The 13,117-nt window shown below is 55.9% G+C and carries 11 protein-coding genes; 3 read left to right on the top strand and 8 right to left on the bottom strand.

Annotation, left to right across the window (positions count from 1 at the left end; genetic code table 11):
- Positions 1 to 7: 7 nt before the first annotated feature.
- The 4 genes from iaaH to ABVF61_RS26650 all read right to left on the bottom strand — a co-directional run bounded on the left by iaaH (position 8) and on the right by ABVF61_RS26650 (position 4,467).
- The gene (gene iaaH / locus ABVF61_RS26665; protein WP_353996650.1) at positions 8 to 1,483 is read right to left on the bottom strand and encodes an indoleacetamide hydrolase; all 1,476 of its coding nucleotides are present in this window, start codon (positions 1,481 to 1,483) and stop codon (positions 8 to 10) included.
- A gap of 83 nt (positions 1,484 to 1,566) precedes the next feature.
- A complete protein-coding gene (locus ABVF61_RS26660; protein WP_353996649.1) occupies positions 1,567 to 2,340 on the bottom strand; it encodes a helix-turn-helix transcriptional regulator in 774 nt (257 codons plus the stop codon).
- Between the two features lie 78 nt (positions 2,341 to 2,418).
- Positions 2,419 to 3,471 (bottom strand): MaoC family dehydratase, encoded by a 1,053-nt coding sequence (locus tag ABVF61_RS26655; RefSeq protein ID WP_353996648.1) that lies wholly within the window; start codon positions 3,469 to 3,471, stop codon positions 2,419 to 2,421.
- A gap of 348 nt (positions 3,472 to 3,819) precedes the next feature.
- Entirely contained in the window at positions 3,820 to 4,467 is a 648-nt protein-coding gene (locus ABVF61_RS26650; RefSeq protein WP_353996647.1) for a glycine-rich domain-containing protein, read from the bottom strand.
- 629 nt (positions 4,468 to 5,096) lie between these two features.
- Between ABVF61_RS26650 and ABVF61_RS26645 the strand changes: the two genes are divergently transcribed.
- On the top strand, positions 5,097 to 5,648 hold the full coding sequence (locus ABVF61_RS26645) for a hypothetical protein (protein ID WP_353996646.1): 552 nt from the start codon (positions 5,097 to 5,099) through the stop codon (positions 5,646 to 5,648).
- A gap of 447 nt (positions 5,649 to 6,095) precedes the next feature.
- Here ABVF61_RS26645 and ABVF61_RS26640 read toward each other — a convergent pair whose 3' ends face one another.
- Positions 6,096 to 6,677, bottom strand: coding sequence for a TetR/AcrR family transcriptional regulator (locus ABVF61_RS26640; protein ID WP_353996645.1), 582 nt, complete (start codon positions 6,675 to 6,677; stop codon positions 6,096 to 6,098).
- An 88-nt stretch (positions 6,678 to 6,765) separates the two neighbouring features.
- Here ABVF61_RS26640 and ABVF61_RS26635 point away from each other — a divergent pair, with 88 nt between their 5' ends.
- A complete protein-coding gene (locus ABVF61_RS26635) occupies positions 6,766 to 7,239 on the top strand; it encodes a cupin domain-containing protein (RefSeq protein ID WP_353996644.1) in 474 nt (157 codons plus the stop codon).
- A gap of 182 nt (positions 7,240 to 7,421) precedes the next feature.
- Here the strand turns inward: ABVF61_RS26635 and ABVF61_RS26630 are convergent, their stop codons facing one another.
- Positions 7,422 to 8,051 (bottom strand): lectin-like protein, encoded by a 630-nt coding sequence (locus tag ABVF61_RS26630; RefSeq protein WP_353996643.1) that lies wholly within the window; start codon positions 8,049 to 8,051, stop codon positions 7,422 to 7,424.
- Positions 8,052 to 8,133: 82 nt separating this feature from the next.
- Between ABVF61_RS26630 and ABVF61_RS26625 the strand changes: the two genes are divergently transcribed.
- Positions 8,134 to 9,120, top strand: a complete 987-nt coding sequence (locus ABVF61_RS26625) for a GlxA family transcriptional regulator (protein ID WP_353996642.1) — start codon at positions 8,134 to 8,136, stop codon at positions 9,118 to 9,120.
- 101 nt (positions 9,121 to 9,221) lie between these two features.
- Here ABVF61_RS26625 and ABVF61_RS26620 read toward each other — a convergent pair whose 3' ends face one another.
- Positions 9,222 to 12,566 carry a CHAT domain-containing protein gene (locus ABVF61_RS26620; RefSeq protein WP_353996641.1) on the bottom strand — a complete coding sequence of 1,115 codons (3,345 nt, stop codon included), beginning with the start codon at positions 12,564 to 12,566 and terminating at the stop codon, positions 9,222 to 9,224.
- Complete coding sequence (locus ABVF61_RS26615) at positions 12,567 to 12,914, bottom strand: hypothetical protein (protein ID WP_353996640.1); 348 nt, start codon at positions 12,912 to 12,914, stop codon at positions 12,567 to 12,569.
- Positions 12,915 to 13,117 lie beyond the last annotated feature (203 nt).

The raw sequence follows: 13,117 nt of genomic DNA, 5'->3' as shown, positions 1-13,117 counted from the left end.
CGCAGGGCTATTCGGGTGCCTGGGTTTTTGGCAATGCCTTCTCGACCGCCAGACCTAGCGCGAGTAGATGCCGGTCACTGAAAGCCGGCCCGTCGAGTTCAAGACCGACCGGCAGACCCGCTGCCGTCAGACCGATCGGTAATGACAGACCCGGTATGCCCGCGATCGAGCCAGGGTCTGTATTGCGGATGAATGTCTGGAACGTCGGCACATCCTCCCCGTTCAGCGAGACAGTCATGTCCGAGCCTGAAATAGCTTGGGCGGCGAGCGGTGTTGTCGGAAAGACGAGGGCATCCAGCCTGTTTGCGGCGAAGACTTCAGCATACCCCGACTGTACAAGGGGCCTGAGATCAGTCACTGCAGCCGTGTAGACCTCATCCGGAATGGCCTGATCGCCGAGCACGAGATTTTCGAACACGAATTTGACATCCGGGCTTGCAACCTCAGCTGCAACATCTTCCAGTGTAAGACCGCTGCCGGCCGCTTCCAGGAACGCGGCCAGGTCGCGTTTGACTTCCCAAAGGGCAATCGGAAACCCGGCTTTTCCGGCGAGTTCGAGTTCCGCGCTGATGTCGACATCAACCAATGTCACCCCGGATTTTTCGAGCTCAGCCAGAGCAGCCTTGAAAAGCCTTTCCGTTTCGGGCGACAGGTTTTCAGTCAGACCCGAGGGCACGCCGAGGCGCACCGCGCCGAGATCGACAGGTGCTACGTCATCGGGTGCGCCTGTGATGACAGCGTCAAGAAGCGCAAGATCGGCAATGGTCCGGGCGATCGGTCCTGCCGTGTCGCGGGTTGCGGAAATCGGGATGATGCCACCCGCCGGATATCGCCCAATCGTCGGACGGAGCCCGGCAACGCCGTTCAACGCGGCTGGAATGCGCACGGATCCTCCGGTATCGGTTCCAAGGCCCGCAGGTGCCAGACGTGCGCCTATGGCTGCGCCGGTCCCGCCGCTCGATCCTCCGGCAAACCGCTCCGGATCGTAGGCATTCGCGACCGCGCCGAACGCGGCATTGTTGGACGTGATGCCAAACGCAAGTTCGTGCAGGTTGGTCTTGCCGATCAGGATCGCGCCGGCCTCCCGTAACCTGGCCAGCACAGGTGCGTCTTCGACGGGTATCCAGTTTTTGAGCGCCGGCGTTCCACCTGTGGTCGGCAAACCGGCCGATGCGATGTTGTCTTTCACCACGATTGGAACGCCGTGCAGTGGACCGACATCATTGCCGGACGCGGTGCTTTCGTCGGCAGCTGCTGCGGCAGCCAGGGCGCCCTCGCTGTCAAAGGTGATAAAGACATTGCCCGGATCGTCGCCGGTCTTGTTGATGAGCGCGTTGACGAGATCCACGGAAGTGAATGTCTGACTTGCGATCGCCTCGGCCGCCTCAATGGCCGTGAGGTTGGTAATGTCGTCGGAGGCCATCGCGGGATTAGCGACGAAGGCCGCAACTGCGGCCAAACCAACTGACAGGTGCCTTTTCATGAGTGTTCCCCTTTTCTGGTCGGAAAATCAGGAAACGCTCATTCTTCAATGGGCACATCCTCCAAAATGAGGAGGTGTCTTCTTTATTGCATGCGCATCTGGCCGTTGATGCTCGCGATCAGCGCCGCCCTGCTCGTTGTCCCGGACTTTTGGAAAATTGCTTTCACATGAGAGCGCACGGTCGTTGAAGAGACACCAAGGGTTGCTGCGATATCGCGGTCCCGCAAGCCTTCGCACAGAAGGCGCAGCACGTCTTGTTCCCGGGCCGTCAGTCCGTGGCGGACTGTCCAATTTTCCAGGCGCCGCCCAGGGTCGGCTCGGTCCAGTTTTTCCTCGACCTCTTTAAGGTTTTCCAGCGCCTTGCCGAACGCGATCCCGATCGCATTGAGAAGACCCAGGTCGCGCTGCTGGAACGTGTCCCGCTTTCGGCCACGCCAGATCCGCAGGTCTCCCAGATGGCCTGATCCGGCAAAGGCGTGAAAATTCATGCCATGGTGCAATCCGTCGCGCGCCAGAAAGTCATTGTAGAATTCGGTACGCAGAAATTCGTCACGGGACATCACCTGGTCGACATGGGTTGCGCGGCCGCACAGGCGCAGTCTCGGAGTGATAGGGTCGCAATACTGAAAGTGATCTTCGTAGGCTGCAAGATTGCTTGCGTCCATGTTCAGGAAGACACCCGATGTATCGCCGTCGCTGCGTGACCAGACATAGGACGCAAAATAATCGGCCTCCAAAAGATCAAGCAACGGTTCGCCGATCCGGTTTCTGAGTTCATCTGCATCCTGAACGGCAATCATGTCCTGCATGATGGCGAGCAGCAGGTTCGTTTCCCTTGCCGAGAGCGTTGTCAGCATGACTGGCCTCCTCTCAGGTCATGGTACTCCCGATGCGGTTCCGCGTCATCCTCAGAGCGATTGATTGATCGCAGGGGATTAAGTCGGCATGAGAACCCAGTAGTCGAAGTCGAGAATGACGTCCTCCAGGTATTTGCCGTGGCCGTCCTTGAGGGGGAAGTCCTGACAGGGGCGGTTCTTGGTGGCCACCAGGCGTAGCCTCAGAGCGCCCACATCCTTGCGTCCTTCGATCTCTGAAGCATCGAGCACCTCCGACCAGGCATAGACCGTATCGCCGGCAAATAGCGGAGCGACGTGCCGCCCGCCATTGATGCCTGCAATATGAAAGGCGTTGCCGAGGCCGTTAAAGGAGAGCGCCCTGGCGAGTGAGATAACGTGGCCACCATAAATCAGTCGCTTGCCGAACCGGCCTTTGGATTCCGTGTGCTGATTGAAATGAACCTTGGCGGTGTTCTGGTAAAGCCGGGTGGCCATCTGATGTTCGGCTTCTTCCACCGTCATGCCGTCGACATGGTCGATCTTCTCGCCGATGGCATAATCGGCGAAACGGAACTCGGAGCCAGACAGGTCGTTGTCCCAGTTTGCGCTGTCCAAGAGTGGAACCGCGGTCCCGAGCGCAATCGGCTCGATGGCCGCGGGGAGATCGGGAACGACAGGCTCCGGTGCCGGCGAGCCGGGGTCGCGCTTGTTGACCATCACCCAGCGGACATAGTCCAGCACTTCGGTTCCCTTGGAGGTGTAGCCGGTCGAGCGGACGTAGACGACGCCGGTCCTGCCGTTGGAGTTTTCCTTCTTGCCGATCACTTCCGAGACGGTCGACAGCGTGTCTCCGGGATAGACCGGCGCCAGGAACCGGCCTCCGGCATAGCCGAGATTGGCGACGGCATTGAGGGAAATATCGGGAACGGTTTTGCCGAAGACGATGTGAAACGTCAGCAGATCGTCTGCAGGCGCGTGGGCATAGCCGATGGCACGCGCAAACGCGTCGGAGGACTGAACCGCGAAACGCGAACCGTAGAGCGCTGTATAGAGCGCCTGGTCACCGCTCGTGACCGTGCGCGGCGTTGCATGCCGGATGACCTGACCAATCTCGAAGTCTTCGAAAAAATTACCGCGATTTGTCTTGCTCAACGGTTCCTCCCGGGTGCGGTTCGTTGCGCGGATTAGAGCCTATTGCAGCGCACACAGGCAAGTACGACGTTTTGGGTAGGACGCGTGTCTCGCCGATGGAGCTCTGACGCCGGTCAATGCGGATGCAGTGTCAATCTCCGGTTATTAAAAGCAACAGCGCTTTCACTGACATGACGAACCATCGCGCGGTCAATCGACAGCGAAATCGCTCCAATTTGCGGCGCTCAGCATCGCATACGTTGGAGCGATTGCAGCATAAGTCGGACCTATTCAAGGTTAGGTGAGGTTCCGGTGCCCGACAGTGCCAAAATTCACCCGGCGAGCCCGCGTCCGCTTTGGGCCCTCAATTTAATCGCCGCAACCACCGCCGTCTCCCGAGCCACAGTCGCCCGCGTCCTCGTTGGAGAAAGGATCATTTGATTCAAAAATCAGCGTTAGCTCACCTTTGGTGGTTAGGTAATTGAGTGTGGTCACGAAGATGAAGAGCGGGATGCAAAGCCAGAACACGCCAAACAAGAGATTGTCACCATCAGCGATCGAGTTTATGCCGATGTAAATGAAAACCGCCGAGACGATCATGACCACCAACGCTCCAACTTTATTGTTCAGCTTCCAAATTCCTTTTGGGGGTGTTCCGAACAGGTCTTTGTACGCTTTGATGGTGGCTTTGTAGTCATCAAGGTGTTCCGGGCCTTTGGCACCGGGGTTGTGGTGCACCGGTTTGCCCAGTTTTTTGCAGAAAATGTCCCAATAGTCGCGGCTGTGCTGCATGTGCAAATGCCAGACCAAATCGACCGCTTTCGAGGGGACATTGCGCTCAGATCGTGTGGCGCACAGGTACATGAATTTTTGATATTCGGCGATCGCCACGGTTGCGGTATCGAGAGAAATGCGGTTTTCGGCCATCAGTTGTTTGATGAATGGCTTGCCTGCAGCATCATCAGGCATCTTGTGCGTCTTAATCAGCTCCCATAGCTGAGTATTCAGAGAGGTCATCGGAGCCTCCTATGTTTTCTCTTTTTTGCATTTCCCGATTAGCGTGCAAATGTAACAGGTATGTGACACGCGTCGGATCCTGCATGCGTGGGAGCAGCTGGAAATGTGTTCCCACTTAAACCCGATCAGCCTGATTTATTTGGCTCCCGAACCGCAAAACTGGCCAGCGAGCCGGCCTTTTTTCCATTCTCTTCGTTTCGGCATGAGTGCGAAAAGCTGGAATCCGGGCAAGAGTTTGCCTCCGTTCCTTCTTCCGCTTCGGGCGTCGACACAGTGTTGATCACCAAAAAGACCAGCGACGCAAATGTCTGGTTTCGCCTTCAGGATGCGGGGTGGCACCGCGACTAAGGCTCTTGGGGTAAGCGGGAAACTGTTTGTCCCACCGCGTCCCGCCAAGCATCGCGATCAGACTTCTTGCTGCTCAACCAGCCCATCTTTGAGGGACCGTGTCATATTCTGGACATCGCAGACATTCCGCTGACGGCAAACCTGACGCGAAAGTCAGACATCGGCTCTAACGGATTTGTGTTCTTGAACCAGGCCATTTCGGAAAACATGCGATCTGATGGTTGCGGTAATCCCAAATGGGCCGCGTTGACACTCGACTTGGTCGCTCACATAATTATTAAATGGAAATTCAGGATAAATCTGACTTAAGACTTACGCTTTCTGACAATCAGAAAGATAAAGCTGCCGGCATCTACCTTTTGTCCGCGGTGTCATTTGTTGGTGCAGCAATTTTTGCATACGAGGGTGCTTGGACTTTTGTGTTCTTGTTTTTACTGGTCATTCCAATTGGGCTTGTTTACTTGAAAGTGTCCCGAATAAAGTCAACGATTATCCTTGATCGTGAAGCCGATAAAATTGAGCTAACGGTGTCTGGTGGCAAGCATGCGAGTTGTTGGAACTGGAAACTGAGTGATCTAGATACCGCCGTCGTTAGTGAAACCAAAGACAGCGACATTTCGGGTGGTTTTAAGCGTCCTGACATGATCATGAAAGACGGCACCGTGGTGCCCATGCGGCCGCATCATTCAGCCGGAACTCAAAGCTGGCACACTGTCGCTGCGGTGAAGTTGTTTCTCAATCAACCTCTGAATGAAGCGCCGGCCGGCTGGATCCCGCCCAGTGAGTTTGACACGTTTTTTGCGGATGAGATGGCACGGCTTTACAAAAAGTGAAACCGGCTAAGCCTTTAGAGTAGAATGTTGAAATAAAATTCGTTTTTCAGTGGTTTAGCAGCGTGTCTAATATGCTTGTATGTAGCAAAAAGAAGCAGCATTTCATAAGCCAGGGCCGCTCAGTACTGCAAGCAGGCGGAAGATCAATACACTCTATAACTGAGTTGGGTGCAAAGTTACCTTTCGCCAGATGTTCACAGTGTGGCAACTCAGCGCCTTTGTTGCAGATTTTCGGCGGATCAGGAAACGAGCTCGGAAGACGCGGTTTGTCGTGGAACATGGGGCAGCAAAGTGGTGAGCGTCGCCATTTTCTATCCTTGTGAACGCAAGCACAAGAAGGCGCGACAGGATGGCAGGCCAGGGTAAATCAGTCTCCGATTTGCCGGGCTGGCGGTAGCGCGTGTGCGCTTTCGTTTGCCGGTTTCAGGCCCAAGAGCCGAATGCGATTCAGGCAGGCGGCAAGTACCGATCCAGCAACGCATCGACGAGGCCTGAGAGAAGACGGTCACCCTCTGACCGATCCACCCCCAGAATGTCCTCCAGAATGATGAACTGCTCCATGCCTGTTGTCATGGCCAGGCGCCGCGTCAGGTCTTCATACTCCTCGGGGTCCATACGTTCACGGACGGGCTCCAACGCTTCGTCGAACGCTGTCACCCGGCGAGCGCCGCGTTTTTTGGCTTGTCCTGCTTCCAGCGCTGCCTTTAAGGACTCAGCCAAAAACTGCCGGAAGTAAGCTTCGTGATCCCGTGAGAAATCCAGGTAGTATTGCGCGACTCTGTGAACCCGGCTTCGCACGTTTTCGAGCCCTTCCAGGAGCTGCGACGTTGGTGCAACCTGGACGTCAAGTGTTGCATCCAGTGCCAGGATGCCAGGGTCTGAGAAGTATCTGTAGACCGTTGCCCGACTGGTTTTCGCGCGATCCGCAACTTTGGCCAGCGTAATCTCACTCCCCTCTGACATGAGCTCGCGCGCAGCGATGAGGAGTGCTTCTCTCGTCCTGTTTTTCTGATTGGTTCTAGGTGCCACGGGTACAATTCCAAAATGATACACTTGTCTCATTAAGAGATATCTGTATTATAAATGAAGATTACCGAAAATAGAAGGAGCCATCAGCATGGAGCAGTCTCGCCCCCGCATTTATCACCTTCTCGGGAACCTCCTGACGTTCCACGCGTTTCCGGAAGAAACGGGAAACAAGTGCACTATCGTCGAAATCAAGACCGCACCTGGAGCCGGTGCACCGCCAAATCACCACGCCGGTGAAGATGAAAGTTTCTTCGTGCTCGACGGAGAGTTTGAGTTCTTGGTGAATGAAGAGACCAGACGCGTCAGCGCCGGTGAATTTGTCAAAGTGCCCGACGGAGCCGTCCACGCTTTTACCTGTACCGGGCAGTCGGCGGGACGCCTTTTGTGCATAAATGCGCCGGGCGAAATGCACGATACGTTCTTTACAGAGGCTGGCGAGGCCATGCCGGACGGCACGTCAGAAATTCCGGTACCCGATGGTCCACCGGACATCCCTGCCATAATGGCTGTAGCCAACAGGATTGGTATGACAATCCTGACACCGGACAAGGCACCAGCCTGAGCGTAGCCATGTGGTCTAAGGAGCAAGATGCAGAACACCACTCACGCTTACGGACCCATTTCTTTTGAGTGCCAGGTCGAGAGTGGTGGGGAAATCTACGGCAATCCTCGTTCCTGGCGAATTCATGCACAAAAAGGCCTGCCAACACGGCAGGCCAGGTCAATCCAGTTTTGGGTGACAGATCAGACTTCTGATGTTCTGCGTCTGCGGTGGGCAGCGAAGCCCAGCAGTCCAAGCCCGCCGACCAGCAGCGGAAGCGCTGCCGGCAAGGGTACGGGAACCGGAGCGCCGCTATATTCCACGAGGTAAGCCCGTACGCCGGAGTTACCGGGCACATCGTTCCATGCACCGGTTGCGCTGTCTTCCCACCAGGCCACCACGTAGTCTTCACCGCCCGCGTTATTTGGCTCGCCCAGTTTCCAGTTGGTGTGTCCCAGAGGATTTCCATCATCAGGACCTCCCAGCCATTCAAACGAACCTTCCGTGTCGCGGTCCGTCGCGCCAATCAGGAAGTAGCTGTAGTCCAGGAACTGACCAGTCACACTGCCCGCACCGGTCCAGTTCATATTGAGAAATGACTGTTCGGCGGCGGACGTGATCGTTGCAAGATAGCCACCCAGGCCCATGAAGGACGATGACTCGGCAAGCGCTTCCGCTTGCGTGGCCGACAAAGATGGGTCGCCAACCCCGAGTACGACAAATTCATACCAGTGATCGTTGCCTCCAGATACGGCAGTCCATTGGAAGGGTGCAGCTGCCGCCGAGGAAATGAGTGCAAGGCTCACAACTGCAGTTGCTAGTATCCTTTTCATGAGTGTCCCCCATACTATACTTAAAAAAACTTTGATGCCTCAGAGATAGACTAACAGTAAATTTTTTGGCAAAACCGACAACATGCCCTCGTTTTCCGCCAATTCGCGTCCGGTTGTTGTCGTGGTCGTTTTTCCGGATACCAAGCTGCTTGACGTAACGGGTCCAATGCAGGTTTTCGCCGACGCTAGACGGGTTGGAGGTGAGAATTACGAGATCGTGCTTGCATCCGCCAATGGCGGGATACAGCTGACAGATGCAGGGGTTGAACTCGGCACGGATTCCATGGAGCGATTGCGCGACAGAAAAATCCACACACTCCTGATTGCCGGCGGTTTCGGTGCGCAAGCGGCAGCGCAAGACCCGGAACTCGTTGAGAATACGGTTCTTCTTGCCGGGCAGGCCGCGCGAATAGGCTCTGTTTGCACGGGCGCCTTCGTGCTCGCCGCGAGCGGTCTGCTTGATGGCCGCCGCGCGGTGACGCATTGGTATTCTTGCGACGACCTGGCAAACAAACATCCGGACGTGTCTGTAGAGCCGGACCGTATGTTCGTGAAAGATGGAAATGTATGGACGTCGGCCGGGGTGACCGCGGGCATCGATATGGCTCTTGCCATGGTGGCGGAAGATTCGGGCAGAAAGGTTGCTGTCCGTCTTGCCCAAACACTGGTCGTATACATGGTCCGCCCAGGCGGCCAGTCTCAGTTCAGCTCCGTGCTTCTCAGCCAGACCAATGATGCGGATGGCCGGTTTGACGCTCTTCACACCTGGATCGGAGACAATCTGAAGGAAGACTTGCGCGTCGATCGATTGGCCGAGCAAGTGGGAATGAGCGAACGCAATTTTACCAGGGTCTATCGGGCAGTCACCGGCCGGACGCCTGCCAAAACCATCGAGCTGTTTCGCATTGCTGCAGCACGAGACCTGCTGGAGGCCACCGAACTTCCCGTTGCGACGATCGCGCACCGAACCGGTTTTGAAGACGACGAACGCTTGCGGCGCGCCATGCAACGCGTTCTCGGGATCTCGCCGACAGAGTACAGGAACCGATTTGGCGTCGAAAAATACTGAGTTTTCTGTTGGTCCGTGAGCGCCGTAGGTTTGGACCTTTTAAGGCAATTCAGAGTTTTGTTGCTTACGGCCTTTTGCATTCGAAATAGCGACACATCTTGTCAATCGTCTTTGTTTGTGAGGTTCCGTTCCACACTTTGCCGGATCTTTGAAAGTAAGGCTTTGGGTGCCAACCGAAGACCGTTGACCCTAATTGAGAAAGCCGCAGCATGTTCTATGGCTTCGTTCCGTTCTTCACAAGCTGCGTCATAGGCCGCATTGTACCACTTTTCAGCCGCCTCCCGGTTGCCAGCCTGAAGGTCCAAGTTGCCCAAATTGTGATAGATTTCGGCGCACCCGCCAGCATTGCGTGCCAGACGCGACTTTAAGGCGGAGAGCAGCGCTTCGCGCGCTTCCTCGGGGTTACGAAAAATCGCCTCTTTCGCAACGGCCAAAAGCGCGTTTTCGACAGCGGCCTCGTCACCCGACCTGGCTCCTGCGGCAGCCGACTTCACGGCCGCGCGGCGCGCTTCTTCCTGTTCTCGGCCCTTCGTCATGCTTGCCAGCAACGAATAGAGGCGGCCCAATTCCGGAGCATCGGCGAGCGTTTTGCGCAAGGCAATTGCCTCTTCCAGCATGTTACGAGCGTCCGCTCCCTTTCCCATGCCGTCCAGAACGGTTGCGGCGTCAGAAAGCGACTTGGCCAACTCGTCTTTAAGGTCATCCTGCCGCGCAATCTCTTCACTCTTCTTTAGCCAATGCAGCGCTTCCTTCGCGTCATTCATTGTGGTGCGTTTTGCAAAAACCTGTCCCATAAACCGGCACGCCAATGCATATGTCTCGCGCGCGGAAGTGTTGTCCTCAAGAAGACTGACTAGACTGCGAAAAATGTCTTCTGCGTCATTGAGTTGTCCGGCATCCAGGTATCGCTTGCCTTCGTTGCCCATGACCCCGATCCATCTCCAATCCTCTTCGCTGAGAGGTTGGCCTGGACTTGGGGCGGACAGTGATGACAACAGGTTTTCTGCGCGGTTCGCCTCATAGGTGCGGTCGCCTTGACTGCGGCGGATGCTCGCAAGTGCTGAACCGATTGAGGATGAAGCATCATGAAGGCCGCGTCTTAATCCCTCTTCGTCGGCGCGCTCGTAGGTGTCGAACTGGCCATACAGCAATGTAAAAAACTTTTCGGCATCCCGGTCGGTCTGTTTATGAACGAGCAGGTATTCACACCGGCGTCGCCGCGCTTCGATCACCGCACGCGTCGTATCTTCAGCGATTGAAGCGTAGTCTTCCTTAAAAGCGGTATGGCCGAGGCGCGCCGCACGCGCGGGAAAAAGAGGGTGTAAGCGAAGGGGCACGGTCCAATGTTCAGTGTCAACGGCACCAGGGTCCTCAACGAACCTGCCCTCGCCATCAATGTGCCAGGCAAGTCCGAAATCAAGCCACGCTGTCAGGATTTCATGGGCCTGGGGTTCAGGAGGATCGCCCTTAAAGGGATGTCCGTCGGCAAGCACCATAAAGATTGTCACCAGAAGCGATGGGTCAAGCGTTTCCAGAAGCGTTGCGGCGAGCGGGCTTCTGCTCAAGATCGTGTTCGGCAAAAGCCCTAATGAGTTATCGAGCCGTTGCGCTGTCACAGCCTGAGCGAACCCGTCGACCCAGTTTGCCGGATCTGCGTCGAACTGAGCCAAAAGCTCTTTAGGTGAGAGGGTTTCAAGCAACGGGAGCGTACTGACCAACACCTGCGGATGACCTGCACAGCGATCGATCAGCTTCTGCATCTCAGGCGCGCGCCATACGGTCGGGTCTGGAAGGATCGAAGCGCCCAGTTCTGCAACGGCATCTTGATCGAGCGGACCAAGATGGACGCGTGTGACGCCTTCAACCCAGATTTCCGGTGATCTGGAAACTATCAGGAGCTTGTGAAGGCTCCTTTCAAATGCTTTCACGGCGTCATTGAAGGCTGTCTCAAGGGACAGGGCCAAATCGAGTGAATCTTGCTGCTGAAGACCAATCAACTGGTAGCGAAGGCATTCAAAGTCGTCGACGATGAAGAGCGAGGGTGGATGTGCGTTTGGCTCGCCAACGTTTTGCAAAGCGTCGCGAAGATGCTTCAGTAAATCCGGGAAGGCCGTCTTGCGACAATCAAACCAGACCGTTCTTGAATGGTCTGGCGGTGTGTTGGCAAACCAGCGGGTCGCGTGTGTCCAACGTTCGAATTCTCTTGCAACCGCGGATTTGCCAATCCCGATCGGGCCGAACAAAAAGACGCTATTGCCCTGTGAGAACGCACGCTCCAGCTGCATGATCGACACGTCACGCCCCACTATGCGTGGCCCTGGAAACCTGTCGCTGTCCGCTGTTTCGGACGCTGCGGACATCTCGAACTTAAGTGGTGCCCGGCTGAAAAGAACCGGGATCATCCAATCCTGAAGAGGAATCGGCCCGCAGATTGTTGGACGGTCAGGCGTCTCGGCCATTGCCCTTCTACCGCGCGAGACGGCTGCTGAAACGGTATGGCCAGACAGAAGTGCGCCGTAAAAAGTCTCAACGAAGATTTCGGCTGCTCTTGCACGGACCACATGCGACATAGCCACGACTGCTGCACAGTCTGTTGCAGCGAGAAGAGCCGGTCCAATCGATGCCTCAAGCGGCGCATCGGCTGCAAGAAAAGCTGAACGGCATGCATTGATCAGAAGGAGTTCGATACCGCCTCCGGCCCTGATTGCTGCGCCAAGCGCCTCGGCAGATACCGCATCAGCACCATCTCCCGGTGTTGCTGCCTCAAATTGCAGTGTTGCGACCAAGGCGTCATCGTCGAATACGCCATGTCCATCGAAATGCACGATATCAAACGGCGTGCCGGCATCGGCCGCCTCGGCTATGCACTTCTGAAACGCCGCAAAGGTCGGCGGCCGCAAAACGGTGATGTCCATAGGTCCAAGAAACCGGGCATTTGTCTCCAGAATGTGCTTCGCCATCAACTGGTGTGGCAGGTCTGAAATCCCGCTTGGTCGAGCGATCACGAGCAACAACCGCAGCGGTCTGCCCTTTGCGCCGGTCCTGCTCGGCTCTTCAGGTCCGATGGCGCGCTCTAAGTTACCGCCGCTCAGGACGAAACGAGAGCCCTCGTCATCGTGGCAAAGCTCCCAGGGAATGGCATGAACGGTTGGGCAGTTGCTTTCGATAACCAGCGATGTTGTGCGATCGATCTCGCCGCAATCCGATCCCGACGCCGATTGGACCAGGTCGCGCAAGGCAGCACCCCAGGCGTCGAGCTCCGTGGACTCAACTCTCGCGGCCTCCATGGCAAAAGCTGCGACGGGGAGCCGGGGAAACTCCTCGAGATAGAAGCGAAGGTCTTTAGCCGCGCTTGCGGGGAGTGGATTTTGAAAGTCGGCACCTAAAGAATTGTGCTCGCCTTCAGACGCAATTCGACCATTCTTGACCGAGACTCTGACGCGCATTCATCGCGTCCCTAGCCGGGTCAGAACCGCATTAATGATCTCTTTTTTTTGCGGGTCATCCAGGTTGCCGGGCCACTGAATCTCAACCAGAACACGGTTTGTTGCATCCTTGCTATCTGCCACTGCTTTATCGCGCTGATCTTTGTAAACATTATAAAGGAAGCTTGCGATGCTCACGATCAAACCCGCGATTGCGACCGATTCGGCGACACCAAACGTGTAGTCTTCGGCTTTTTCGGCAGGGCGTCCTTGCAAGCGTTTTTCGACCTCGATGACCAACTGGCTGCCATATACCTGCGATAGCTCTTCAGCCGCGTCCCGCGCGATGTCTTCAGCAATAGTGTCCATTCAAACCTCGCGTTAATGCAATCAAACCGGCATACATTGTTTCCGCACACGCTAGCTTCCAAAGTTAGCGCGGCCTCTGCCTTCAACAAGGGCGTATTGGTGATTTAAGAGTTTATTATCTTACGCAGAGGAACTCCCGAATTCCTTGCTCTACTCTTTGATGCGCGGCTCAAAACATCCAGTGCATCGCTCCGGCTTTAATT

The sequence above is a fragment of the Roseibium sp. HPY-6 genome, assembly GCF_040530035.1.
Taxonomy (GTDB): Bacteria; Pseudomonadota; Alphaproteobacteria; order Rhizobiales; family Stappiaceae; genus Roseibium.
Note: the sequence above shows the minus strand (reverse complement) of the source record. Positions and strands in the feature narration are given on the sequence as shown.

Coding starts and splice junctions, on each gene's coding strand:
- ABVF61_RS26620 (WP_353996641.1), bottom strand. CDS start 12,566: ATGCGCGTCAGAGTCTCGGTCAAGAATGGTCGAATTGCGTCTGAAGGC.
- ABVF61_RS26630 (WP_353996643.1), bottom strand. CDS start 8,051: ATGAAAAGGATACTAGCAACTGCAGTTGTGAGCCTTGCACTCATTTCC.
- ABVF61_RS26635 (WP_353996644.1), top strand. CDS start 6,766: ATGGAGCAGTCTCGCCCCCGCATTTATCACCTTCTCGGGAACCTCCTG.
- iaaH (WP_353996650.1), bottom strand. CDS start 1,483: ATGAAAAGGCACCTGTCAGTTGGTTTGGCCGCAGTTGCGGCCTTCGTC.
- ABVF61_RS26660 (WP_353996649.1), bottom strand. CDS start 2,340: ATGCTGACAACGCTCTCGGCAAGGGAAACGAACCTGCTGCTCGCCATC.
- ABVF61_RS26645 (WP_353996646.1), top strand. CDS start 5,097: ATGGAAATTCAGGATAAATCTGACTTAAGACTTACGCTTTCTGACAAT.
- ABVF61_RS26650 (WP_353996647.1), bottom strand. CDS start 4,467: ATGACCTCTCTGAATACTCAGCTATGGGAGCTGATTAAGACGCACAAG.
- ABVF61_RS26615 (WP_353996640.1), bottom strand. CDS start 12,914: ATGGACACTATTGCTGAAGACATCGCGCGGGACGCGGCTGAAGAGCTA.
- ABVF61_RS26625 (WP_353996642.1), top strand. CDS start 8,134: ATGCCCTCGTTTTCCGCCAATTCGCGTCCGGTTGTTGTCGTGGTCGTT.